A 25,692-nucleotide genomic window follows, 5' to 3' on the forward strand; every position below is an offset into this window, starting at 1 on the left:
GCCCGTCGCCGGGCGTGATCGCTATTCGTCCAGCCGGTCGATGATCAGGTGCGAAAGCTGCGCCGTCTGCTCCTTCGACAGCGAGAACTCCATGCCAAACGACGGAAACGCAGAAGTAGGCGCCCCCAGCGCGGGCGACCCGCTCGCCACGCGGCCCGTGAGGGAGAACGTCTCCAACTGTCCATCGACGTAAGCACTGAAATCGAGAGCCAGCCGGTCGCCGGGCTGAAACGCCGCGCTGGCACTTTGCACAAGTGCGCCATTCAGGCAGATGTCGCGGATCACCGCCACACGATCTGCCGCTGATGCCGCCTGCCCTTCGGGGCGCAAGCGGGCACCGATCCGTACTTGCACGCGCTTGGCACGGCGCAACGGCATCTTCTGCATCTTGATCGGCGCAGACAGCACCAGATACGGTGTGGGAAACTGCCCCACCGATACCACGCTGCACATCATGGTGACCACGGCGCGGCCCGAGAACCCGCGCAACAAGAGAATGTCCCGTACCTCCGGACGCAGCGTGCGCTTGCCGTCGGCCGGCTGCGTGACGAACACCGCCTCGCCTTCGATATAGCCGATCAGTCGACACGGCAGCAGCCCCCGCAGCGGGGCAGATTTCTCCTGCACCTGCAGAACGGTGCCGACGCCCAGGCCCGTTGCCCCAAGGCGGGGCTTCGTCTCAGCTGGGGCGGCGGGCGCGGGGGGAGCAACGCCACTGCTTTCGTCCAACGCCAGCACGGGACCATGATGAAACAGCAAGCGGACGTCTTCGGCATCCGGCACCACGGCGCCGGCGGGCAGCAGCAGGTGGCCTACGCTGTCGGCCAGCGGGAACGGCAGTGGCTGGCCGACCGGCACGTCTTCCTGGGTAAGCTGCCGCGTTTTTGGTTGGGTCATGAGGGGGCGATGGATCTGTGCGTCTGGGCCGGGCATATGCCCCGGCAGGCATACCGGCCATTTTGCAACAATGGCGGGCAAACGGCCGGAGATCAACTCGCGCGAACCCTGCCTGCCTGACGCACATCAACGACAAGCGTTTGCATCACACCGCCAGTGCCGTCGCCTCGATTTCAACTGCCAGACCGTAATGCAGCGTGGGCACGGGCACCACGGCGCGCGCGGGCCGCAGTTCGCCGATCCACGCCCGATACAGCGCGTCGAACGCCGGCCAGTGCGTTTCCATGTCGGTCACATACACGCGCACCTGCACGAGGCGCGAGCGGTCGCTGCCGGCCGCGGCAAGCACGGCGTCAAGGTTGGACAACACCTGGCGCACCTGCGTCTCGAATGGCGCATCAACGAGCTTTTCGCCTGCCGGCGTGACTGGAATCTGCCCTGCCACGAACACGAAACCATTGGCGCAGACTGCGTGCGAGTAGTGCCCCGCAGGCGGACGCAACGCCGGCGCGTTCAGGTAGCGCGCATCGCTCATTTGGCCGCCTCCGCCCCCAGCACCAGCTTAGCGAAGTGCTGCAAGTCGACATTGCCGCCCGACAGAATCACGCCGACGCGCTTGCCGCGCACGTCGACCTTGCCGGTGAGTGCGGCCGCGGCAGCCAGACAGCCGGTGGGCTCAACCACCGCCTTCATTCGGCTGGCGAAGAATTGCATGGCGCTCACCAGTTCCGCATCGCTCACGGTCACGATGTCGTCGACCAACTCGCGAATCACGGCAAACGTATAGTTGCCCAGGTGCTGGGTCTGCGCGCCATCGGCCAGCGTCTTGGGCGTATCGATATGGACGATCTCGCCCTTGCGAAAGCTCTGCTGGCCGTCGTTGCCAGCCTCGGGCTCCACGCCAAAGATCTTGCACGCGGGGTTCAGTGCGCGCGCCGCCGTGGCGCAGCCCGAGAGCAGGCCGCCACCGCCCAGCGGGGCCAGCAGCACATCCAGCGGGCCAACCTCTTCGATCAGTTCTTTGGCCGCGGTGCCCTGCCCGGCCATCACGTGCGGATGGTCGTACGGCGGGATCAGCGTCAAGCCATGCTCTTCGGCCAGTTTGCGGCCGATGGCTTCGCGGTCTTCGGTGTAGCGGTCGAAGAACACCACCTCGCCGCCGTAGCCGCGCGTGGCTTCCACCTTCACGACGGGCGCGTCCTTGGGCATGACGATGACAGCACGCATGCCCAGCAGCCTGGCCGACAGCGCAATCGCCTGCGCGTGGTTACCGGACGAAAACGTGATCACGCCCGCCTTGCGCTGCTCCGGCGTGAACTGCGACAGCGCGTTGTACGCCCCGCGAAACTTGAATGCGCCCATGCGCTGGAAGCTCTCGGCCTTGAAGAACAGCTCGGCGCCGGTCATGGCATTGGCGGTGGCCGAAGTCAGCACGGGAGTCTTGTGGGCAACGCCTTGCAGGCGCGCGTGGGCGGCAACAACGTCGTCGTAGGAAATGGGCAGGCTCATGCGAGGTTCTCGGGAAGGTAGGTGTAGACGGTGGAGCGCGCCACGCCGAGCGTCTGCGCGACTTCGGTCAGCGCGCGGCGCAAGTTCAATAGGCCGCTGGCGGCCAGTTCTCGCATGGCTTCGCGGCGCTGGTCGAGCGTCATGGCCATGGGTGTGGTGTTGCGTGCGGCGGCAAACTGTTCCAGCGCGACGCGCACGTCTTCCACACGGCGAGGCGCCAACGATTCGGGCACCGGCGGCGCGGCCACATCAACGCGCATCAGTTGCGTAAGGCCGGTTGTCACCGCGTTCAACATGGAGACGTCCATGTTCAGGCAGATGGCCGCGACATATTGGCCACGGCTGTTCTTCAGGCCGATCGACGTGCTCTTGGCCGGGCGCCCATCGGGAAACCGGTTGGCGTAATTTTCGATGACTTCCGGAAAGTCCGGATCGGCCAGGCGCGCGAGTCCCAGCTCCGTCACGGCGTCGCCCACTTGGCGGCCGGACAGGTTATTGGCGATGGCGACGACGGAATGATCGGGATCGGTCAGGTCGTGCAGGACGACTTCCACCAGCGGCGCCAGCGTGTTGCCTAGCGCCTCGACGATCTTGCGGCCTTCGCGCAGCAGAAGGCGGTTTTCTTCGATGGACTTCATGGGTGCTGACGATACGTCAATTCCTGACATTTCGTCAACACCGTGGGAGCCGCCATGACGGCGTGCGGCTCCCGGCGAGAAAAAACGCCTGCCCGAAGGTCGAGAGAGAACAGAGGTAACTGGGGCAGGCGAAGAAAGATTACTCAGGCACCAGTTGGCCTGGGGGCTGCGCCGCTTCGTGAGATGCGTGCTTCGCCTCGGCCGCGTTGCCAGGCCGGATCCTGAACCAGATCGAGTACATCGCCGGCAGGAACACCAGGGTCAGGATCGTGCCGGCGAACGTTCCCCCGATCAGCGTGTAAGCGAGCGCACCCCAGAACACCGAATGCGTCAGCGGGATGAAGGCAAGGATGGCGGCCAGCGCCGTGAGAATCACGGGGCGGGCGCGTTGGACCGTCGCTTCCACCACGGCCCGGAACGGGTCCAACCCCTCGTCTTTGTTGTGCTGAATCTGCCCGATCAGGATCAACGTGTTGCGCATCAAGATGCCCGACAACGCAATCAGGCCAACCAGCGCGTTGATGCCAAATGGCTGCCCAAACAGGATCAAGGTCGGGACCACGCCAATCAACCCCAGCGGACTGGTCAGGAACACCATGACCATTGCCGGAATCGATCGCACCTGGAAGATGAGAATCAGCAGGGTCACCGCCAGCATGATCGGGAACAGCGGCAGCATGGCCTTCGTCGCCTTGCCCGACTCTTCGATGGAGCCCGCCTGCTCAATGCGGTATCCGCTCGGCAGTTTCTCGATGATGGGCTGAAGCTGCTTGCTGATGGCGGTCGACACATCGGGCGGTTGCAGGCCATCAGCAATGTCACCACGCACCGTGATGGTCGGCATGCGGTCGCGACGGCGCATGATGGGCTCTTCCATGCGCACATCGATCTTGCCGATCTGCGAGAGCGGAATGCGCTGCCCGTTGGCGCCAGCCAGCGTGAAGTCTGCGATCTTGGCCGGGTCGAGCCGCACGTTGCCAGCCGAGCGCGCGGTCACTTGCACGGTGCGGATGTCTTCTCGCACCGCCGTCACCGGAACGCCGTTAAGCAGGAATTGCAGTTGCTGCGCGACAGCGCTGGAAGTCAGGCCCACAGCCTGGAGACGGTCTTGCTGCAAGGTGAAATGCAGCGTCGGCACGCGCATGCCCCAATCCGTATTGACCGTGCGCATCATCGGGCTGGCGTCCATGACCTGCCGCACATCGGCCGCTATGCGGCGCAGTGTCTCCGCATCCGGGCCGGTCACGCGGTAGGCCACCGGGAACGGCGAATACGGACCGAACACGAGCTGCGTCACACGCACGCGTGCCTCGGGAGCGATACCTTCCGCAACGGCCTGACGCAGACGCTGCTCCAACGCGTCACGCTCTTCCTGGCTATTGGTGCGGATCACGATCTTGGCGAACGACGGATCGGGCAGCTCCGGCCCCATTGCCAGAAAGAAGCGCGGCGCCCCCTGGCCGATATAAGCCGTCACGATTCTGGCTTCCTTCTGCTTGGCGAGCCAGCTTTCGATTTTTGCGGTCGCCGCGTCGGTCTGGTTGATTGATGTGCCATAAGGCATCTGCACCTCGACCAGCACTTCCGGGCGATCCGAAATTGGAAAGAACTGCTTCTTGACCACAGCCATGCCCGCAATGGCCAGCGCGAAGAGCCCAACCACCGCACCCGCCACCAGCCATTTGCGCGCAATCACGCGCCCGAGCAGCGTGCGGAAGCGGTTGTAGCGCGGCGTGTCGTAAATGGCAGCGTGACCACCTTCGACCTTCTTGAAGTCGGGCAGCATCTTCACGCCCAGGTAAGGCGTGAACACGACCGCAACCACCCAGGATGCGATCAGCGCAATGCCGACGATCCAGAACATGTTGCTGGTGTATTCACCCGCGGTGGAACGTGCAAAGCCGTTGGGCATGAAACCGACGGCCGTGACCAGCGTGCCCGACAGCATTGGCGCGGCGGTGTGACTCCACGCATAGGCCGAAGCGGCCACGCGGCTGTAGCCCTCTTCCATCTTCACCACCATCATTTCGATGGCGATGATCGCGTCGTCCACCAACAAACCCAGCGCCAAAATCAAAGAGCCGAGGGTGATGCGATCAAAGTTCTTGCCTGTCGCGGCCATCACCACAAACACCACGGCGAGCGTCAGCGGCACGGCTGCGGCCACCACAAGGCCTGCGCGCCAGCCCATGCTGATGAAGCTCACCAGCATCACGACCAGCAATGCCGCAAAGAACTTCAGCATGAACTCATCAACGGACGCGGCGATGTTGACCGCCTGATCCGTCACCTTGGTCAAGCTCATGCCAAGCGGCATGTCCGCATTGATTGCGCCGACTTCCTTGTCGAGCGCCTTGCCGAGATCGAGCCCGTTCCAACCCTCGCGCATGACGATGCCCAGCAACAAGGCCGGCTGCCCGCCATTGCGCACCATGAACGTGGCCGGGTCTTCATAACCGCGCTTGACGGTGGCGATGTCGGAGAGCTTTAACGTGCGGCCTTGCGACACCACCGGCGTATCGCGAATCTTCTGCAACTCATCAAATGCGCCATCCAGGCGGACGAACACCTGCGGCCCTTTTGTTTCCACCGAGCCGGCGGCCGTCAGCGCATTCTGGTTGTTGAGCGCAGCAAACACGTCTTGCGGGCTCACGCCCAGCGTTGCCAGTCGGTCATGTGAGAACTCGACGTAGATGCGCTCGGACTGTTCGCCGATGATGTTGACCTTCTTCACGCCGGGCACGTGCAGCAAGCGCTGGCGCTGCGTCTCCGCATCGCGCACGAGCGCACGTTGCGGCTCGCCCTGCGCCTTGAGCGCAAACAGGGCAAAGGTCACGTCCGAATATTCGTCATTGACGATTGGCCCGATCACGCCTGACGGCAGGTTGCCCACCTCGTCGCCAACCTTCTTGCGCGCTTGGTAAAACTCCTCCTGCACTTGCGATGGCGGCGTGCTGTCGAGCAACGTCAGCGTGGTGAACGCCAGGCCGGGGCGCGTGTAGGTTTCGGTGCGGTCGTACCAGCGCAGCTCCTGCATGCGCTTTTCGATCTTCTCAGCCACCTGGTCCTGCATTTCCTGCGCGGTAGCACCCGGCCACACGGTGACGATGTTCATCACCTTGACCGTAAACGCGGGGTCTTCCGCGCGGCCCAGCTTGAAGAAGGAAATCAGCCCTGCCAGCGAGATCAGGCAGATGAGGAACAGCGTGACCGCACGCTCGCGCACGGCAAGCGCCGATAGGTTGAAGCGGCCCGGGCTCACAGTCGCACTCCCGCGATGGCGGTGCCGGTGCCGGTGCCCTGCCCGGCCACGCGGACTTGCTGGCCCTCGCGCAGCAGTTGTGCGCCTAACGCGACGATCCGTTCGCCTTGTTTGATCTGGCCGGCAACGCTTGCCCCTTCGTCACCAACACGCACGATGGTGATGGAACGCCACGACACCTTGGCAGGGTCCCCCTGAATGACCCAAACACCGGGACCCTTGCCGGCATCAAATACCGCACCCAGCGGTACCTGTAGATCGCCTTGCGCTGTGGCCAGCCGCTCAGGAATCTGGATCGTGACAGTCGCGCCAAGCGGCGCATTGGCCAGTTCGCCATCCAGAACATAGCGCGCTTCATACGTGCGGGTAAGCCGATCGGCAGCATCCGACAGTTGCCGCAGCTTGGCAGGCGTGCCATCGCTTTCCTTGCCGAACAACGTGGCCTGGGCGACTGAGCCGATCGCAGGCCGCAACGTTTCCGGCAACTGCACCACCGCTTCACGGCGCCCGGCATGGGCCAAGCGCACCACCGCCTGCCCGGCATTCACCACTTGGCCCGGCTCGGCCAGCGTTTCCATGACCACGCCGTCGCCATCGGCAACGAGTTCTGCATAGCGGCTGGCGTTGCGCGCTACGTCTGCCTGCGCTTCAGCAGCGCTCAGTTGCGCTTTGGCCGCATCCGCCGCGGCCTTGGCCTGGTCATAGGCGGAGGCGGAAATCGCGCCCGTGCCACGCAAGTCGCGGTAGCGCGCTTCGTCTTCCGAGGTCTGTTGCGCGCGTGCCCGCGCGGCGCTCACGGCTTCTCGCTGTGCGTGCGCAGCGAGCTTCAGATCCGCAGGATCGATGCGCATGAGCGGCTGCCCGCGCTTGACGGTTTGCCCCGCGTCCACCAGCCGTTCCAGCACCTTGCCAGGCACGCGGAACCCGAGGTCGCTCTGCACCCTCGCAGCCACCACGCCGGTGAACGAGCGCGATGCGGACGTCACGGGCCGAACAAACGCGGCGCGCACCAGAGGCGCCTGGGTGCGTGGGTCAGCGGGGGCTTTGTCACCGCAAGCGCTCAGCGCGAGCGGCAACGCAAGAACAACGGAAGAAGTAATAAGGCGACGCGAAAGCATGAAAGCCCCACCGACAGGATGAACTGGGCTTTCATTCTTGTTCTTGTGACCACTTTAGTCAATGGTCACAAAGAAAAAAACTGCACGTCAGGGGGAAAGACTCCGGAGCACGAGGCTCGAAAGCAATCCGGGCGCCGTGTCCGTGTAGTCAAAGCTGTACTGCAGAAGCAACGGATTCATGTAGGGGCGCATGACCAGGGAGATGGCAGCTGTGGCCTCGTCCAGCGGCGTCTTGCGCTCGAAGTCTCCGGTCTCGCGGCCCTCCTGCAGCACATCGCGCAGCAACGTCTGGATACGGCCTTCGTAGGCGATCACAGACTGCCAGCGCTCAGTCGCTGCCGAGGCGGCAATTTCATACAGCTTGCGGTCATGGGAAAACAGCCGAAGGCTGGACTCCGTCAAGGCTTTGAACATGCGGCGCAGCTTCTCGGGCGGAGAGTCTGCGTCCGCCAGGGCTGCATTCACGTCGGCCTCGATCTCGCGCAGGCAGTTGGCGCAAATCATCTCGCCAATGGCCTGCTTGGACTCGAAGAACTTGTAAATGTAGGCCTTGGAAAAACCGATGGCCTTGGCCAGGTCGGACACGGCGGTCTTCTCATAGCCGTAGCGGCTGAAGTGCTCGGTAGCGGCCGCGACGATCTGGTCTCGCACATCGTGATCCGCCGGGCCGCGGGCGGAGACGGGGTAGGAAGGGGTCTTCATGGGCCTCAGCTTACGCGAGTCGCAATAGTTGAACAACTTGTGACCAATTTGTACTATAGTCACTCAAAATTTCGATGGACGTCACCATGTTGCCCAAACACGCCTCCGCAGCCCTTCTCCTCGCAAGCTTGGCGGCCGGCTGTGCAGTCGGCCCCGATTATGTGAAACCTGATGCACCGTTTCCGGAACGATTCCAAGGCCAGACAGCGGTCGAGCAACGCACGGCCAATGCTGCGGCGGATCTATCCACGTGGTGGGCGGGTTTTGGCGATCCGAAACTCACCAAATTGGTGCGACTTGCACTGGAACAGAACCTGGACCTTGCCCAGGCGTTCGCACGCGTTACCCAGGCACGTGCAGGTTTGGGAGCCGCCAATGCCGCGCTGCTGCCCTCCGGCAATGTCACGGGTCAGGCTGCGCGTGCATACCAGTCTGTCGAAACCCCATTGGGCCGCGTGCTGAACTCGAGGCCCGGCTTTGACCGCTACGGCAACGCGTTTGAGGCTGACGTGAACGCTAGTTGGGAGCTGGACGTATTTGGCGGCCTGCGCCGTGGCCGCGAGGCTGCACTGGCGGACTACCAAGCCTCCCAAGCAGGCGCCGTGGCCACACGGCTGGCAGTGGCAGCGCAGACCGCCGACATCTACATCACCATCCGCGGCTTGCAAACGCGCCTGAAGGTGGCCCGTCACCAGGTGCAAACGCAGGAGGAATTGCTCTCCACCATCAACCTGCTGTACGGCAAGGGGTTGGCCGCCGAGCTTCAAGTCAGGCAGGCAGAGGGCGCGCTCGCTCAGGTACGCGCCTCGATCCCGCAACTTGAGGCGGGGCTTGAAGCAGCGATGAACGCGCTGGACGTGATGCTCGGCTCGCTACCGGGCACGCACCGGGACGAGCTTGCGCAAGACAGTGATATCCCCGCCGCGCCGCAGATTGCCATCAGCGGATCGCCCGGCGATTTGCTGAGGCGCCGCCCCGACCTCATCGTCGCCGAGCGCCGCCTCGCTGCTTCCAACGCGCGCATCGGCGTCGCCATCGCGGAGTACTACCCGAAGTTCTCGCTCAGCGGGCTGCTCGGCAGCGCCACATCGGTGGGCGCCGGAAGCCTGTTCGGCAGCGGCGCCAGCCAATTTGCCGGCGTGCTCGGCCTGCGCTGGCGCCTGTTCGACTTCGGCCGCATCAACGCGCAGATCGATCAAGCAAAGGGGCAAGAGGCGGAGATGCTGGCTGCGTACCGGCTTGCCGTGCTGCGCGCCACAGAAGATGTGGAAGACGCGTTCTCCGCCCTGGTCAAGCGCGAGGAGCAGGCCACGGTGCTCGCGCAGGGCGTGGATTCACTGAGCCGCGCGCGGAATGCTTCATTTGCGGCGTACCAAAAAGGCGTCGTCAGCCTGATCGAAGTCCTGCAGGCAGACGAGAGCCTGTTGCGTGCATCGGACGCTCGCGCCCAGGCCCAAACGGAATCCGCGCGCGCCGCGGTCGCGGCATTCAAAGCGCTGGGCGGCGGCTGGCAGCCCGATACCCCGACCGCCGTCGCCAGCAAATAGACCGCTGACAAAACCGATTGACCGCTACTCCCATTCACCCATACAGAAAGAAACTGCCATGTCGAATTCAAAAGTTGTTGTGATTACCGGCGTGTCCTCCGGCATCGGCCGTGCCACCGCCGCAAAGTTTGCCCAGCGCGGGTGCCGTGTATTCGGCACCGTGCGCAACCTCGCACGCACTCAACCGATTGCCGGTGTTGAACTGATCCAGATGGATGTCCGTGATGAAGCCTCTGTCCAGCGTGGATTCGAGGCGATCATCGCGCAGGCCAAGCGCATCGATGTGCTGGTCAACAGCGCCGGCGTGGCCCTGCTCGGCGCGACAGAAGAAACGTCGGTTGCCGAAGCCCAGACGCTGTTCGACACCAACGTGTTCGGCATCTTGCGCACCACCCAGGCCGTCTTGCCGCACATGCGTGCGCAACGCTCCGGACGCATTGTCAACATCAGCTCGGTGGTCGGCTTTCTGCCGGCGCCGTACATGGGCCTGTATTCGGCATCCAAGCACGCGGTGGAGGGAATGTCCGAGACCTTGGATCATGAGGTGCGCAAGTTCGGAATCCGTGTGGTGCTTGTCGAGCCGTCATTCACCAAGACCAGCCTGGATGCAAACGCGCCTCAAGCGGTTTCCAAGGTCTCTGCCTACGACGCGGAGCGCGGCATCGTTTCTCAGGCCATTCAAAAGAGTGTCCAGAATGCGCCGGACCCTGATGGGGTCGCCAGCACCATCGTCGATGCTGCACTGGGGGCCTGGAAGATGCGCCGCACACCCAAAGGCGAGGCGTCCCTTCTCAGCAAGCTGCGCCGGTTCATGCCGGCAGGCCCCGTTGACGCGAGCCTGAGGAAGACATTCGGCCTCTCTTGAGCGCGTTGTCGCAAGCGCGTTCACGCCCCGCGCGAAAGCTCAACAATGTTCATTGGAAGTCCGAAACCTCGGACGTGCCGCCAGAAAACATCTTGAAAAAACCTCATCAAATCTGCCCCTCCCTGGAAGCTTGACGACGCATCCTGTCAGGCGTGGCGGCAAAGCGTGCGTCTGCCGTCAAAGCCCCGCATGGCATGGTTCCTGCACGCCGTAATGCGCCGTACCACCAAAAAAATGTCGGGGGACTTACGTGATGAAGGGGCAGCACAAAAGGGGAATTCGCCGAACAAGAGAAATGTGCACAGGGGCTCACGCTACGCAGCACTGTAAGCGGCGGCGTTGTGTTTTCCGGACCCACCATGGAGACGGAGCCCCGCACGCCAGGGTGACCGCAGACCCCGCCGCCTGATCGCTTGTCAGGATGTGCTCGAAGTGCCGCTGCGCCGCGTGCATCATCACCATGCGGCCGTCTAAAGCCATCGCATGCGCAACGGCGCAGGCTTGCCTGCCGCGCACGGGCCGCACATTGCACGGCGTGCGACTGTTCGGGCTTGCAGCGCTGTTCGCTGCGCAGTACGCCCACGCTGCCCCGCTGGGCACCTGGGATTTTTCCATCGAGCGGGCGCCTTTGGAGCGGGTGTTGATGGAAATCGCCAACGTGAGCGGACAGCCCATGTCGTTCCCCTCCGGTCTTGCCAAAGACCTGTTGGCTGGTCCGGTTCGCGGTGCCATGTCGGCCCAGCAGGCTGCGGAACAGGCCCTCAAGGACAGCGGTCTGCAACTGACCACGCTGCCCGACAACACGTTGACCATCGTGCGGGCCTCAGAGCAGCCGCGCGACATCGGGACCCTTCCCCCAGCTGAAGTACGGGCAAAGACAGACAGCGACTTTGCCGTCTTCACAACAGGCTCCATCACGCATATCGAGACGCCCATTACGAGCGAGCCCCACGCCGTCAGCACCCTCACAAGAGAGTTGCTCACCAGCCAGAATGCCCCGTCGATGGCAGATGCCCTGGCACTTGCCGGTGTCTCGTCGATGTCGCTCGACCCCAGCGCCACGCCACGGTACGCCACGCGGGGTTTCATGACGGGACAAATCTCCGTCGATGGTCAGCCTGACAAGATGGCTGCGCTGCGCCCCCTCGAGGCGGTAGAAGATGTTTCGGTGATCAAGGGAACGCATGCTGACATCGGGGGTGCCCCCACCGCCGTGGGCGGCATCAATGCCAATCTCAGGGCACCCACGGTAGCGCCGCAACGGACGGTGTCCGTGGAAATCGGCTCGCACGCCGAGCGCAAAGCCCTGGTGGATCTAGCCGGCCCGATCGGATCGACCGACCTGTCTTACCGGACGGTGGCGTTGCAGGACACGACGGCCAACAGCGATTCCGGATACGCCGGTCGCCGCAAAAGCTACGGGCTCGCAGCGCTCGGGTGGCAGGATGCCGCTACGGAGGTCACAGTCGGACTCGAGTCCGTCACCAGCCGCCAGCCCATGCCGCCCGCCACGTTCGCATTGAACGGCGCGCCTGTCCGATTGGCCATGCAAAGCCCGCTGGGCAATGCCGACGACAACGTGCAGTCCCGCGCGAGCCGCGCCTATTACAAGGTCTCGCGCAACCTGTCGGACGATTGGTCCTTGCACTCACGCGGCACGTACGAAGCGCTCACCGAACAATCTGCGCTCTGGCATACGGCGCTCGTGGTCAACAACATGGCACCCACGTCGACGCTGAACTTTGGCGATCGCAGCAACGACACCTCGTGGGCCATCTCGAACGAGCTCACGGGCAGGTTCGCACATGGGCCGTTCCAGCACGTGCTCACGCTCGGCTGGGATGAGTTTCAGGAGCGGCAGGACATGGTCTTTGCGGCAGCGCCTTTTCTGATGCCGCAGAATCCGTTTGCCCCTGTTCAACTGCCGCCGGCCACGTTCGTGCCGGGCATTCAGGTTTCGCAATCGGTACGGCAGTCGGAGTTTCGCGTGCGTGACCAAGTCGCCATTGGCGAGCATTGGGAGCTGTCCGGCGCCATGTACGTGAATGACTACATCGCCAAACTGCCGCTCGGGCAGCTTCAGGGCTCCGCCTGGACACCGTCGCTGGGCGTGCTCTACAAGCTGACGCCGCATACCGCATGGTTTGCCGATTACTCACGCGGTTTCCGTCTCAACACCAGCTACTTCGATCCGTGCCAAGCCTTGTTGCCTGAACGGAGTCGCCAGCTGGAAACCGGGCTGCGCTGGGCAGATGCCAACCGCGCGCTGACGATGCAGGCGGCGTTGTATCGCATCGACGCGCACCACGTAAGGCTGGTGGATGTGGCGCCCGCCGGCTACGACACACAAATCGCGCACCAAAGCAGCGAAGGACTGGAAGTCTCGATGCAAGGCGCGGTAACCAAAGGCTTGGACACCTCGTTGTGGGTGGCACTGGCTCGCGTATCCGGCACGCTGATCACGGGATACCTGCCGCAGGCGCCATTCCTGAGCGGCGCGGTTTGGACGACGTACACCATGCAGGCGGGCCCATTGAAAGGCGCGGGCGCCGGGATTGGCATCACGGGGCAACGCGGCGCGCCATGCTACGGCGACACCCCGTTTCGCATGCCCGGCTTCATGCGCGCCGACGCCAGTCTCTTCTGGCACCAGAGATCCTGGAGCGTCGATCTCTTCGCACGCAATCTCTTCAATATCCGGGCTTACGGCAACGCACAGTCTGGAAACTTCATCCCCGTTCAGCCGGGCCGCACGCTGACACTGCGCGTGACCCACAACTTCTGACGTTGGCCGGCCCAGCCGAATCGGGCACACGCGCCAAGGGACGGGCTTAAAGCTGGCTCATGCCGCCGTCGGCAATGATTTCCGTGCCAACAATGAAGGCCGATTCCGGCGCCGACAGATGCAGCACGGTCGAAGCAATCTCCTCCGGCTGGCCAAAGCGGCCCAGCGGCACCTGGCTCTGGATCTGCGCAGCGGTGGCAGCCAGCGTGTCGGCATCCAGGCCGAGCTTGCCGTACAGCGGCGTTGTCACCGGGCCGGGACTGACCACATTCACGCGGATGCCCGAACCGATCAGTTCACCCGACAGCGTCTTCGCCAGCGAGATCAGCGCAGCCTTGCTCGCTGCATAGACCGAAGAATTCGGCATGCCGATGTGTGCGTTGATGGAGCCGTTCAGCACGATCGACGTGCCCTTGTTGAGGATGGGCAACAGTGCCTGGATCTGAAAGAACGCGCCCTTCACGTTGGCGTTGAAGGTGGCATCCCACAGCGCCTCGTCAACGTCCGGGACGGCGGCAAAGCGGGCCATGCCGGCGTTGATGAACACGGCGTCCAGACGCACGCCGGCCTCCTGCAGTTGACGGGTCAGCTCGCGTGCGGCCGCCACGCTGCCGGTTTCATTGCGGATGGCGATGGCGTTGTGACCGAGCGCGGCGCGCGCCGTTTCCAGCGCTGCGGCGTCACGGCCAGTGATGACCACGCGGGCGCCTTCGCGCACAAATGCCTGGGCGGCTGCCAGGCCAATACCGCTGTTGCCGCCAGTGACCAGAACGGTCTTGCCTTCGAAGCGATTCATGATGTCCTCCAGTAGGAAAGTTGAACTTGAACAATCGCGTGACTGCAGTGTGGACGCGGGCAAGCGGTTTGCCATACGATCCGGACGATGAACACGTTCGAAGGAATTGCACATGTTGACGGATGAAGAATTGGCCCTGCTGGAGGCCATCCGGCAGACGGGCAGCCTGTCGCGCGCGGCGGCACAACTGGGCAAGGCGCCATCGACCGTGTCGTATGCCGCGCGGCAACTGGAGCAGCGCTTCGACGCCCTGCTGTTTGATCGGCGCCGCTACCGGCTGCAGCTCACGCGCGCCGGGCAGTTGCTTACGGAAGAAGCCGCGCGACTGGCGCAGGATGTCTCGCGCGTGACGCAGCGTGTGCGCCAGGTGGCCAACGGCTGGGAAGACCGCCTGTGGATCGTGACGGATGAACTGCTGGAGTTCGAATCGCTCATGCCCGTGATGCACGCGTTCGATGCGCTGCAATCGGGCGTGGCGCTGCGCGTGACGCACGAGGTACTGGCCGGCACCTGGGAGGCGCTGCGCGACGGCCGCGCCGATCTCGTCATCGGGGCGACGAACGAGCCGCCGTCCATCCCGAACCTCGGGTGGTTCGAACTGGGCGTGGTGGAGTGGGTGTTTGCCGTGTCGCCACGGCATCCGCTAGCCGCCGTTGAAGCGCCGCTCACGCGCGAGGAAATCGCCCGACATCGCGCCGTGGTGGTGGCCGATTCCGCGCGAACCACCGCCGGCCGCGCCTACGGCATGCTCAGCGGGCAACCGACGCTGGCCGTGCCCAGCATGCGTGCCAAGACGCTTGCGCAGCGCGACGGCCTGGGCGTCGGCTGGCTGCCGCGGCACCGCGTGGCGTCCCTGCTTGCGCGCGGCGAGCTGGTGGAAAAGCGCACCACCGATCCGCGCGAGCCGAACCTGCTCTACGTCGGCTGGCGCAGCGGCGATGGCGACGGTGAAGGCCGCGCACTCCAATGGTGGCTCGAACAACTACGGCAGCCCCGTCTGGCCAAGCGGCTTGTGCAGGGCGTCGACGCATTCGCCTGAAACTTCACCGGGCCACGTGATCTTGCCTATGCTGGGATGACGCCGACGCCGCATTCGCCCGTCGGCGCAACACAAGCGACGCCGACTGTTGCGGAATGATCAATGTTGCAGCGTTTGTCTTCTGACAAACCCTCGGGTGGGTCAACGCGCGCTGTCGGCCAGCGTTAATCGGTCACGCACGTATCTCCGTGCCTCGTTGAGGGTCTCGTTATGAAACTGTCTGCGTTGATGTTTTCGATGGGTGCGCTGGTGATGGGCTCGGCGTTTGCGCAGGGCACCGCCGCGCCCGCCACCGCACCAGCAGCGGCCCCGGCGGCCGTCCACGCGGTCTGCAAGGATGGCACCCCGTATAGCGGCGCGACGCTCAAGGGCGCTTGCCGCGGCCATGGCGGTGTCGACAAGAAAGCCAGCGCAGGCGGTGCCCCTGCTGCCGCGCCGGCCGCTGCACCTGCCGCCCCGGCTCCGGCCAAACCTGCCGCAGCCGCTCCCGCTGCGCGTGCCGCCGCTCCAGCTCCAGCTCCGGCAGCAGCGGCCAAGCCCGCAGCCGCAGCGCCTGCCAAACCGGCCGCGGCCGCTGCAGGCACCGTTGCCCCCGGCGGCGGCCCCGACAAGGTCTGGGCCAATGCCAGCACCAAGGTCTACCACTGCCCGGGCGATCGCTATTACGGCAAGACCAAGCAGGGCGAATACATGACCGAAGCTGACGCCAAGGCTGCCGGCATGCGCCCCAGCCGCAACAAGGCCTGCACCAAGTAAGACACGCCTGACGCAAACCCGCACGCCGCGGCCCACCCGGGTCGCGGCGTCGTCCATTTCAGCCTGATCACCGCATCGCATGCCCCCCAGCAACGAACATCCCGCCGCCGCCCTGCAACACCCAGAGGGCTTCGCCCCGTTGGCTGCGCCGCCCCAGCCGCCACAGCAGCGGGTGGTGCGCGACGTCATCGCCGGGTTCTCGATTGCGGGCCTGTTGCTGCCCGAAGCCGTTGCTTACGCAGGCATTGCCAGCCTGCCGCCACAGGCCGGGCTCATCGCATTGCTGTGCGGCCTGGTGGTCTATTCGCTGATCGGCACGAGCCGCTTTGCCATTGTCTCGGCCACATCGTCTTCTGCCGCCGTTCTGTTTGCGACGGTGCTATCCGAACCTAGCGGTAACGGCGCAACGGCGCTCACGATGGCGGCGGCGCTCATCATCGCAACGGGCGTGCTGTTCATCCTGGCGGGCGCGGCACGCCTGGGCGGCATGTCGGATTTCATCGCGCGACCGGTATTGCGCGGTTTCACGTTTGGGCTGGCACTGACGATTGCCGTCAAGCAGTTGCCTAAGATCCTCGACGTGACGGTGCACCACAGCGACACGCCACGCATCGCGCTCGACCTCATCACCAGTGCGGCCAGTGCCAACCGGTACAGCACGACATTGGGCGCCGTCGCACTCGCGCTGCTCTTCGGCCTTGGGCGCTGGGGGCGCATTCCGGCCACGCTGGTCGTCATCGTGCTGGCCATCGCGGCCGGCTACTGGATCGACTGGCACAGCTACGGCATTGCCGTGGTCGGCCATATCGACCTGCAGAACATCAGTTTCGGTGTGCCTGCGCTGAACCGGGTGCAATGGATGGAAAGCGCCGAACTCGGTTTTGCGCTCATGCTGATCCTTTATGCCGAGTCCTACGGCTCGATCCGCAACTTCGCGCTCAAGCACGGAGATGGCATCTCCGCCAACCGTGACCTCGTTGCGCTGGGCTGCGCGAATCTGCTCTCTGGCCTGCTGCATGGCATGCCCGTCGGCGCCGGGTATTCGGCCACGTCTGCCAACGAAGCGGCGGGCGCGCAATCGCGTTTTTCGGGGCTCTGCGCGGCGGCCGTGGTGGCGCTGATCGTCTGGTTGTTCCTGCCGCAACTCGCGCGCATTCCCGAGCCGGTGCTGGCGGCCATCGTGATCTTTGCGGTAAGCCATTCACTGCATCCCGCCGTGTTCAAGCCTTACTGGACCTGGCGCCGCGATCGGCTGGTGGTGATTGCCGCGTTGCTGGCCGTGCTGGTGCTGGGCGTGCTGCACGGGCTGCTGGCCGCGATTGGCGTGAGCCTGCTTTTGACGCTGCGCCAGCTTTCCGAGCCCAACGTGAGCGTGCTCGGTCGCCTGCGGGAGAGCCACGATTTCGTCGATGTGTCACTGCACCCCGAAGCCAAGCCGGTGCCTGGCGTGCTGATCGTCCGGCCCGAAGTCCCGCTGTTCTTCGCCAACACCGAGCGCGTGCTCGGCACGGTGCGTGCGATGCTGCAACAGCCGCACGAGCCCGCGCTGCGCGTCATCATGCTCAGCCTGGAAGAAACACCGGACGTGGACGGCTCGGCCATCGAAGCGCTGCGCATCTTTGCCGCCGAATGTGCGGCGCGCGGCCTGCAACTGATGCTCGTGCGACTCAAGCCGCGCGCGCTGACCGTCCTGCAGCGCGCCACCGACAACACGCTGCGCACCGAGATGCTGCACGAGCTGAGCGTGGACGAGTGTGTGCAGTCGCTGGCCTCAACGGGCGGCACACCGGCACCGGCCTAGCGCGACAACGCCGCCTCGTTCCAAACACGCCGGTCTTCCCGGGGCTGCGCGACACGCGCCAGCCCCGGCGTTGGCGGATTAGCGCGGGGCGTTGCCTGCTGCACGCGCGCCTTCGAGAATGATGCGCGCCAGCTTGGCGTAATCACCATCAAAGTGATGGCCGCCAGGCAGCTTCACCAGCTGCACCTGCTTCGGGTCCAGGCCCGGGCAATTGGTGTCTTTCTCTTCCTTGCCGTAGATGCACATGCCCAGGCCCGCCGGCAGCCTCTGCACCTCCGGCAGGATCGGCAGGCCGGACGCGCTGCTCGACACCCAGTTGGTCATGTGGAACTCGAAATCAGCACGCTTGCCCAGGCCCATCATCACGGCCAGCGCAACATGCTCGCGCGACGCCGCCGGCATCCGGTTGACGATGAAGGGCAGCACGTCTGCGCCCTGCGAATAGCCAATCAGCAAAGCCTTCTGTTTCTTCCAGCGCGCGGCGTAAAAGCGCACGAGCCGATCCATATCGGCGGCGGCAGAGGCTGGCGTGCGCGGCGTCCAGAAGTAGCGCAGCGAATCGATGCCGACCACGGGCACGCCTGACTTGGAAAGCGCAGCGGCCACCTCCTTGTCGAGCCCCGCCCAGCCGCCGTCACCCGAGAGCAGTACGGCAAACAACTCCGACGATGTACCGGGCTGCGCGGGCACTTCGATGATCGGCAGGTCGGACACCGCTGCGGGCGGCGGCGGGGGCGGCGGTTTGCGCTGCGCGACAAGCTTGGCGAAAGCGGTCTTGAATGGGTCGGAGGCGGTCACGGGCGGTGCGTTGGCAGCCGACACGGTGGCCGGCAATGCCACCGACTGCGCTCCCGAAATCGTATCGATGAAGGCTTGCGTGGCACGCGCTTCGCACAGCGGACCGGAGCGCCGCGCAAACGACGTGGGCGTGGCCGATTGCAGCGCCACCCACGGCGCAGACAATTTCGTGGCGGGCAGCAGGACCACGCCGGCATTTTCAGGCGGCTTGACGCGCTTGGCGGTGGTGCGACTCTCGCTCATGCGGCGGCTGAAGTGCACGCCCTCGCCCTTGCACAGCGGCTTGCGCAGCTCCAGCACCGGGCAGAATTCCATCGACATGGCCGCGGCAAAGATATTCGGGCGCGCCTGGGCAATCATGGCGTAAGCCAGCGCACCGCCCTCGTTGTCGCCGACGAGGATGGGCGGGTAGTAGCCCGGCACTTTCTCGTAGGCCTGCAGGAAGCGGCTGAAGTTTTCGAGGTCACCGTCCGGGAAGGCGCAATCGCCCAGGTCAGCCTCCAGACTGGCGAACAGCGCAGGCGTCGACAAACCTGCCACCAGGGCGCCCTGCTGCGCGAGGCTCTCTGCCATGCGCGATGCGGCGGGCGTCCAGCCCAGGTCACCCGAGAGCATCAGCACGACGGAGCGGATTTCACCCTTGGGCTTGTAGACCGGCACATCGCGAAAGCGCCCGTGCGTGACGAACTCGACGGCACCCGGTGCAGCAGCGGGCGTAGCGGGCGCCACCACCGGCAGCGACAGCACGCCACCATTGGCAGCCTTGTTGGCGGTAACGGCGGCGGCGCTCATTTGCAGGCGAGGCGGCATGTCGCCGCGCGGCGGCACCGCCACAACACCGCTGGCGCCCGTCATGCCCACAGGCGGCACCAGCACCGGACCTTGCGCAGGTGTGGGCTTGACGGCAGCCGGAGCATCGGCAGCGATGGCCCAGGATGCTGCCAGCACCATGCCGACCGCACTTAAATGCCCAGCCCAACGCAAGCCTTTGCGTAGCACTCCCCGATGCCGCGCCTCTTGCGTGCGCGGTACTTGCCAACTCATTTGGAGATCACTCCCTTCAAGCCGCCGCCGATCAACGCGGCGACGTCCGTCAATGTGAACAGCGGCGCAATACCGCCACGTGCGAGCAGGTAGCGGGCTTCCCACACCGGCTCGAACTTGTCTTTGAAATTGCGCAGCCCTCTGAAATTGTAGAAGCGCGCGCCGTGTCGGAACATCATCCGTCCGAAGCGGTGCCAGCGCGGCGCAAGCTGATGCTCAACCATGCCCGACATCGGTGCCATCCCCAGCCCGAAACGCTGGTACCCCTGCGCCTGGAAGTGGAGGATGACCTTGCCGAACAGGAAATCCATCGTGCCCGGCGGCACGTCGCTGCGATAGCGCATGAGGTCGACACTCGCCTCGATGCGCAGCACATCGGGGCACATCAGCGTGGCAAACGCCAGGATGACGCCCTCGCGGCGCACCACGGCCACGGGCTGGCTGCAGATGTAACGGTCGTCAAACGCGCCCAGCGAAAAGCCTTTTTCGCGCGCATTCTGGTTGCGTAGCCATTCATCGGAGATGGCGCGCAATTCGTCCAGGACGGTCGGCACGTCTGCCGTCGGGATGATCTCGAATGACAGGCCTTCGCGCTCCCCGCGCGTGACACCATGGCGCAGGTTGGCGCGGCGTGAGCCCTTCAGGCTGAACTCGGGCAGCGACACATACGCCTCTTCGCCCAGCTTGTAGGCGCGCAGCCCCGCATCGAGATACAGCGACAGCGTCTGGGGCCGCGTCTTGTAGAACGCGGCGCGGCCGCCATGCGCGTCGGCCATTTCGATAAAGCGCCAGATCAACTCGGGCCATTCCTGCTGCGCGCCCACCGGGTCGGACAGCGCCACCCACGAGCGCCCCTGCTTGGCGTACATGATGAACGCGTTGCCCGACGGCGAGAAAAGCAGGCTCTTGTCGCCCATCAGCGCGAGCGTGGCATCGGCGGCGGGCTGCTTGCGGACGATCTCGGCCGCGCGGGCGAGTTCTTCGTCGCTCGGGAAGGTCGTAACGCCGGGCTCCTTGCGAAAGAGCTGCCACATGCCGAAGCCGAGTCCCGTTACGGCCACGGCCATCAGCGCGCGGATGGAACGCGGCGCATCGCCGTCGAACGTGAATTGCCACCAGAGCTGGTTGGCGTAAGCGACCTCGCGGTAGGCGAAGAAGAGGATCCACACGCACGCCGCAAACACGCAGACCATGGCAAGCAGCCACCCCGCCTCCAGCCGCTGAGAGAACAGCGACGACGGCCGGTCGAACTGCCGGCGCGAGATGACGAGCAGCACCGCCAGCGTCACCAGCACCGCCATCTCCGACACGGCAATGCCCTTGGGCAACGCCAACACGCCGGTGAGCAGCGACAGCACCAGCGCCGCCCACCACGCGGCGTCCAGCCGGTGCAGCAGCCCGCGCGCGACAAACAGCATGATCAGCCCCGCCACGCTGCCGATCATGTGCGAGGCTTCCACCACGAACAGCGGCACATGCATGCGCAGAAGGTCTTCGGCTTCGTCACTGGCGGGGGTAACGCCCGAGACGAGCAGCATCACGCCCGCCACCATCGTCAGCGCTGCCAGCAGCCCCGGCGACAGCTTGACCGCAGCGCGGCCGAACGGCGCCCCGGCGCCGGAGCGCAACTCGAACGCACCGAGCATGGCAGCAGCCACGACCAGCGGCAGCAGGAAATAGATGACGCGGTAGAACAGCAGGGCGGCGAGCACCTCGGCCGGCGGCGCCTGGCCGCTGCAGCCCAGCAGGATGACCGCCTCGAACACGCCAAGGCCGCCCGGGCTCTGGCTCAGCACACCCAGCGTGACCGCCAGCGCGTAAAACGCCACAAAAGTGGGCAGATCGACAGCGCCTGCTGGCATCAGCACCCACAGCGCCGCCGCAGCCGCACTCATGTCCGCCGCTGAAATCGCAAACTGACGCGCGGCCAATCCTGGCGGCGGCAGGCGGATCTCCCACCGGCCGAACAGCGTCACATGGCGCTGTCGCATACAGAGGATCAACAACGCCACGACGCCGGCCAGCACCAGCAGTGCCACGACTTCGAGCAGCGCTGCGGGCAGATGCGTAATCGCGGCGATGTGCGGCGCGCCCCACAGGAGCCCGACCGCGCCAAAGGCCGTGGTGGACACGCCGAGCGCCCCTGCATCAAACGCGACCGCCTCCGTCACGCGCGCGGCATCGACCCCGGCCGCCGTGTACAAGCGCGTGCGCACCGCCCCGGCCGTCAACGAACCGAGGCCGACGGTGTTGCCCAGCGCATAAGCAATGAAGGAGGTGGTGGCCACCGTAGCGGGCGCCACATGCGCGCCGGCATAGCGCAGGCCGGACGCGTCGTAGCCGGTCAGGGCGACGTAGCTGAGCGCCGTGGCCAGCATGGCCAGCATCAGGTGCGAGCGCGGCGTGGCCTGCAGCGCGGCGACCATGTCGGCGTAGTGCACATGGTCGAGCAGCGCATACAGGCTGTCGAACACCAGCGCACCAAGCACGAGCACCACGCCGACCACGATCCAGCCGGCAACGCCAAAGCCGGAATCAGCGGGCGCAGGCGTGGCGGGCGCGTCAGGCGCGGTGCGGGCCGAGGATCGGCGTGATGTTGGACTGGCGTCGTTGGACGCGGCGTCAGGCATGGTGAAAAACGAAATCCTGCTGGCTTGGCGGAGTGCCGGGTCGAAGCGATACGCAAATCCGGACACGCAGAGACGAGAGAGCGCGGCACGCCAAACCGCCGGAGCCCACCCTCGGCACGGTATCGACGTCTTGATGGCACCCCGACCTACCGGCACAGGCTTGTCGCAGACGCCGGTTTCCTCTCGACGCGCGCTTCAGGCGGCGCGTGTGCTGGATTCGCACGTTGTTTGCGGCCTACGTAATACGGCTGAAGCAGCCGATGCGTTGACGCGCAGTCCGCATTTTACGGTTTGGGCGCGCTCTCCGGCGCCTTAGGGGGCACATCGGGCTTGCCGGCATCGACGGAAACCGGGTCACTGGCAGGAAAGGTTTCCTCAATGCCCTCGTCGAGCAGGGCTTCTTCATGCGTATCGGCCACGGGCGGATGGGGGTTGGCGGGCGCCGGAGTGGGTGAGGCGCGATCGTCTGGCTCTGGCATGGCGTTCTCCAAGAATGCTTACCCAGAATAGGCAAAGCTGGCCTGACACGATGGCATGGGGGGCGGAATGCACATCTGTCGGGTGGGCAACATGCCCAGCGCCGCGGGTGCGGCAATCAGTCGAGGATCAGCAAGCTGCACACCTGCCGCCAAAAACGTTGCGTAGCCAGGATGAAATCGACCGCCGCAAACGTTTTTATTGCAGAAAATGTCTTACATAGTATTGCGTAGAAAGGTGGTGTCCGGTACACAATCGAGGCTAACGTTTTCAATATTTTCACAATTCTGCGCATGCCTTTACAGCGCGCCACGGGTGCCTTCCTACGGCGGCCTTCCCTGCTGATCATCGGCGCGTCGGTGCTGTCGGCGGTGCTGGCCGCGCTCACCGCGCTCTCGCTCTGGGAAATGCGCACGGACGCGCTGGCCCGCGCCCGTGATGCCGCTGACAACCTGTCGCTGATCCTGCAACGTGACATCGCGCGCAACATCGAGGTGTACGACCTGTCGCTGCAGGCCGTAATCGACGGTGTGCGCGACCCTGCCATGCTGGCGTTGCCGCCCGCCGTGCGCCAACTGGTGCTGTTCGACCGGTCGACCAACGCGCAGGACCTGGGCTCCCTGCTGGTGACTGACAAGGTCGGCGACGTGATCCTCGATTCCCGTTCGGTACCGCCGCGGCATATTCACCTGGGCGACCGCGACTACTTCCAGGTGCATCAGGGATCCGCGAACGTCGGGCTGTATATCAGCGAGCCGTTTACCCCGCGCGTGAGTGGCCTGGATACGTCGCTCGGACTCAGCCGGCGGCTGAACGGCCCGCATGGCGAATTCAACGGCATCGTGGTCGGCACGCTGCGCCTGAATTACTTCCGTCGGCTATTCGACGGCATCAACCTCGGCCCCCACGCAACCGTGACGCTGGTACGCACCGACGGCACGCTGCTCATGCGGCGCCCGTACAGCGAAAAACTCATCGGCCGCAGCCTGGCCGATGCCCCCGCCTTCCAGAAGCGGCTGCTCGCACCGGAAGGCTCCTACGTAGACGTCGCCGGCATCGATGGCATCGAGCGCCTGTTCAGCTTCCGCCATATCGGCGACCACCCGCTGATGGTCACGGTCGGTCTGGCTACCGAAGACATCTACGCGGAGTGGCGGCAGCGCGCATGGGTGATCAGCGGCATCGTGCTGATGCTCGACGCGGTATTCATGGTGCTGTCGTTCCTTTTTGCGCAGCAACTGCGCAAGCGGCTCGATATGGAGCAGCAATTGCACCTGCTGGCCAATACCGACAGCCTGACCGGACTCGGCACGCGCCGCGCGCTGGACTCGGCATTGGACGTTGAATGGCGTCGCGCCAATCGCCATCACACCCCGATGTCGGTGCTGATGATCGACGTGGACAACTTCAAACCCTACAACGACAAGTACGGCCACGCCGCCGGCGATACCGCGCTGCGCACGGTGGCACGCTGCATCAACGACAGCATCAAGCGCCCCGGCGATTTTGCCGGCCGCTACGGCGGCGAAGAGTTCTGTGCTGTGTTGCCCAATACGGACCTCAACGGCGCCATGCGCGTGGCCGAAAGCATCCGCACCGCCGTGCTAGGCGCCGACGAGCCCAACGTGGGAAGCGCGTACGGCAAGCTGACGGTCAGCATCGGGGTGGCTTCCCACTCGGGCATCGCCGCGGCGGACGATACCGTTCAAGACCTCATCCACCTCGCCGACGGGCGCCTGTATGAGGCCAAGGCGGCGGGCCGCAACGTGGTCATGCCCAGACAGGAGCGGCCGAAGCTGGCGGTGGTCTAGTCCAGCCCCGTCAGGCACCCCACTTTGGGGGCATGCCATCATCGGCCATCGCTTCTGCACAATGCGCATGACTTTCAGGAAAACGCTGTGAGCAAACCTCCGCACTCCCACTTCGATACGTCTGCGCTGCCGCGCGAGCATCAATTTGCGGCGTGGCGAGATGCCATCAACGTGCTGTTCGATACGCGCTCCGCCGCGCCGCAGTCGCATGGCTTTCAGGCCAGCGTCGACGCTTATCTTTGCGGCGAGACGGGTGTGGGCATGATCAGCGCGCACGCACAGCACTATGACCGGTCCCGCTCCAAGCTGGGGCGCGACGGCATGGATGTCTACGTGCTCCAGTATTACCTGGAAGGCAGTTGCGGACAGCGCGACTGCGCCACCGGCACCGCCACACGCCCCGGCGATCTGTTCATCGTCGACGCTGCCCAGCCGCTCGCCACAAGCACGACCAACAGCCGCTTCCTGAGCCTGGCCGTGCCACGACGCCTGCTGGCGCCGCTGCTGCGCGCACCGGACGAACTGAGCATGCGCGTGCTGCGCGGCGATGCCCCGATGGTTGGGCTGCTGCGCGATCACCTCTGTTCGCTCTATCAATCGGTCGGGAAGTTGAGTGATGCCGAGGCGCAGGCCGTCATCCCGGGCACGCTGCAACTGGCTGCGGCCGCCATCAACTGCCAGGTGACCGAAGCCAATGCGCCGGCCGTGAGGGAAAGCCTGTTTGCGTCGATCTGCCGGCACGTGCAGCACAACCTGTCCGATCTCGCGCTTTCGCCCGAAGGCGTGGCCGTGCAATTCGGTATCTCGCGCGCCACGCTGTACCGGCTGTTCGAGCGCGAGGGCGGCTTCTTCAATTACCTGCGCACGCAGCGCCTGCGCCAGTGCCACGCGATCCTGGCCGATCGATCGCAGACGCACCGCTCGGTGGCCGAGATCGCGCAGACCTACGGTTTTTCCGACGCATCGAACTTTACACGCGCATACCGCCGCGCCTCTGGCATGTCGCCACGTGAGACGCGCATGCTGGCCATCGAAGGCCGCGCCGCTGCCATGCCTTTCGTGCAACACAAGGACTGGCGCACCTGGGTCATGCAGATGCGCTGAGGCGCGCGCCTCCCTTCCCCGCGCTCCCTTTTTTCTCCCACCTCCCGCGCCCTGCCGCCTCCAAGACTGAGACGCGCTGACAGGTTCGCGCGACGGCCGAACCGGTTCGCGCG

The 25,692-nt window shown here is 65.0% G+C and carries 19 protein-coding genes; 8 read left to right on the top strand and 11 right to left on the bottom strand.

The features are described from left to right. Window positions 1-21: 21 nt before the first annotated feature. The 7 genes from NG898_RS22570 to NG898_RS22600 all read right to left on the bottom strand — a co-directional run bounded on the left by NG898_RS22570 (window position 22) and on the right by NG898_RS22600 (window position 8,126). On the bottom strand, window positions 22-897 hold the full coding sequence (locus NG898_RS22570; RefSeq protein ID WP_252694512.1) for a flagellar brake protein: 876 nt from the start codon (window positions 895-897) through the stop codon (window positions 22-24). A gap of 145 nt (window positions 898-1,042) precedes the next feature. Further along, entirely contained in the window at window positions 1,043-1,432 is a 390-nt protein-coding gene (locus tag NG898_RS22575; protein WP_252694513.1) for a RidA family protein, read from the bottom strand. After that, complete coding sequence (locus tag NG898_RS22580) at window positions 1,429-2,406, bottom strand: threo-3-hydroxy-L-aspartate ammonia-lyase (RefSeq protein ID WP_252694514.1); 978 nt, start codon at window positions 2,404-2,406, stop codon at window positions 1,429-1,431. The genes NG898_RS22575 and NG898_RS22580 overlap by 4 nt, the downstream gene beginning before the upstream one ends. After that, the gene (locus tag NG898_RS22585; protein ID WP_092972254.1) at window positions 2,403-3,044 is read right to left on the bottom strand and encodes a helix-turn-helix transcriptional regulator; all 642 of its coding nucleotides are present in this window, start codon (window positions 3,042-3,044) and stop codon (window positions 2,403-2,405) included. Before NG898_RS22585 ends, NG898_RS22580 begins: the two co-directional genes overlap by 4 nt. Window positions 3,045-3,183: 139 nt before the next feature. Further along, window positions 3,184-6,306, bottom strand: coding sequence for an efflux RND transporter permease subunit (locus tag NG898_RS22590; protein ID WP_252694515.1), 3,123 nt, complete (start codon window positions 6,304-6,306; stop codon window positions 3,184-3,186). Beyond that, window positions 6,303-7,424 (bottom strand): efflux RND transporter periplasmic adaptor subunit, encoded by a 1,122-nt coding sequence (locus tag NG898_RS22595; RefSeq protein WP_252694516.1) that lies wholly within the window; start codon window positions 7,422-7,424, stop codon window positions 6,303-6,305. The genes NG898_RS22590 and NG898_RS22595 overlap by 4 nt, the downstream gene beginning before the upstream one ends. A gap of 87 nt (window positions 7,425-7,511) precedes the next feature. Continuing rightward, a complete protein-coding gene (locus NG898_RS22600) occupies window positions 7,512-8,126 on the bottom strand; it encodes a TetR/AcrR family transcriptional regulator (RefSeq protein ID WP_252694517.1) in 615 nt (204 codons plus the stop codon). A gap of 86 nt (window positions 8,127-8,212) precedes the next feature. Between NG898_RS22600 and NG898_RS22605 the strand changes: the two genes are divergently transcribed. The 3 genes from NG898_RS22605 (at window position 8,213) to NG898_RS22615 (ending at window position 13,323) form a co-directional block, all read left to right on the top strand. Beyond that, the gene (locus tag NG898_RS22605; RefSeq protein ID WP_252694518.1) at window positions 8,213-9,673 is read left to right on the top strand and encodes an efflux transporter outer membrane subunit; all 1,461 of its coding nucleotides are present in this window, start codon (window positions 8,213-8,215) and stop codon (window positions 9,671-9,673) included. Between the two features lie 58 nt (window positions 9,674-9,731). Next, window positions 9,732-10,538: an oxidoreductase gene (locus NG898_RS22610; protein WP_252694519.1), complete on the top strand. Its 807-nt coding sequence runs from the start codon at window positions 9,732-9,734 to the stop codon at window positions 10,536-10,538. Window positions 10,539-10,998: 460 nt separating this feature from the next. Further along, window positions 10,999-13,323, top strand: a complete 2,325-nt coding sequence (locus tag NG898_RS22615) for a TonB-dependent siderophore receptor (RefSeq protein WP_252694520.1) — start codon at window positions 10,999-11,001, stop codon at window positions 13,321-13,323. 46 nt (window positions 13,324-13,369) lie between these two features. Here NG898_RS22615 and NG898_RS22620 read toward each other — a convergent pair whose 3' ends face one another. Then, window positions 13,370-14,119, bottom strand: coding sequence for an SDR family oxidoreductase (locus NG898_RS22620; RefSeq protein WP_252694521.1), 750 nt, complete (start codon window positions 14,117-14,119; stop codon window positions 13,370-13,372). 112 nt (window positions 14,120-14,231) lie between these two features. Here NG898_RS22620 and NG898_RS22625 point away from each other — a divergent pair, with 112 nt between their 5' ends. The 3 genes from NG898_RS22625 to NG898_RS22635 all read left to right on the top strand — a co-directional run bounded on the left by NG898_RS22625 (window position 14,232) and on the right by NG898_RS22635 (window position 17,715). Next, window positions 14,232-15,158, top strand: coding sequence for a LysR family transcriptional regulator (locus NG898_RS22625; RefSeq protein ID WP_252694522.1), 927 nt, complete (start codon window positions 14,232-14,234; stop codon window positions 15,156-15,158). Between the two features lie 210 nt (window positions 15,159-15,368). Next, entirely contained in the window at window positions 15,369-15,914 is a 546-nt protein-coding gene (locus NG898_RS22630; RefSeq protein WP_252694523.1) for a sunset domain-containing protein, read from the top strand. A 79-nt stretch (window positions 15,915-15,993) separates the two neighbouring features. Further along, on the top strand, window positions 15,994-17,715 hold the full coding sequence (locus tag NG898_RS22635; RefSeq protein ID WP_252694524.1) for a SulP family inorganic anion transporter: 1,722 nt from the start codon (window positions 15,994-15,996) through the stop codon (window positions 17,713-17,715). Between the two features lie 78 nt (window positions 17,716-17,793). Here NG898_RS22635 and NG898_RS22640 read toward each other — a convergent pair whose 3' ends face one another. From NG898_RS22640 to NG898_RS22650, 3 genes are all read right to left on the bottom strand, one after another. Further along, complete coding sequence (locus tag NG898_RS22640) at window positions 17,794-19,557, bottom strand: virulence factor family protein (protein ID WP_252694525.1); 1,764 nt, start codon at window positions 19,555-19,557, stop codon at window positions 17,794-17,796. Next, window positions 19,554-22,187 carry a bifunctional lysylphosphatidylglycerol flippase/synthetase MprF gene (gene mprF, locus NG898_RS22645; protein ID WP_252694526.1) on the bottom strand — a complete coding sequence of 878 codons (2,634 nt, stop codon included), beginning with the start codon at window positions 22,185-22,187 and terminating at the stop codon, window positions 19,554-19,556. Before mprF ends, NG898_RS22640 begins: the two co-directional genes overlap by 4 nt. Window positions 22,188-22,471: 284 nt before the next feature. After that, complete coding sequence (locus NG898_RS22650) at window positions 22,472-22,666, bottom strand: hypothetical protein (RefSeq protein ID WP_092972264.1); 195 nt, start codon at window positions 22,664-22,666, stop codon at window positions 22,472-22,474. Between the two features lie 291 nt (window positions 22,667-22,957). Between NG898_RS22650 and NG898_RS22655 the strand changes: the two genes are divergently transcribed. After that, a complete protein-coding gene (locus tag NG898_RS22655) occupies window positions 22,958-24,475 on the top strand; it encodes a sensor domain-containing diguanylate cyclase (RefSeq protein WP_252694527.1) in 1,518 nt (505 codons plus the stop codon). An 87-nt stretch (window positions 24,476-24,562) separates the two neighbouring features. Then, window positions 24,563-25,579 (top strand): helix-turn-helix domain-containing protein, encoded by a 1,017-nt coding sequence (locus tag NG898_RS22660; RefSeq protein WP_252694528.1) that lies wholly within the window; start codon window positions 24,563-24,565, stop codon window positions 25,577-25,579. The last annotated feature ends 113 nt before the right edge of the window (window positions 25,580-25,692 follow it).

This window comes from Ralstonia mojiangensis, from assembly GCF_023955645.1.
Taxonomy (GTDB): Bacteria; Pseudomonadota; Gammaproteobacteria; order Burkholderiales; family Burkholderiaceae; genus Ralstonia; species Ralstonia mojiangensis.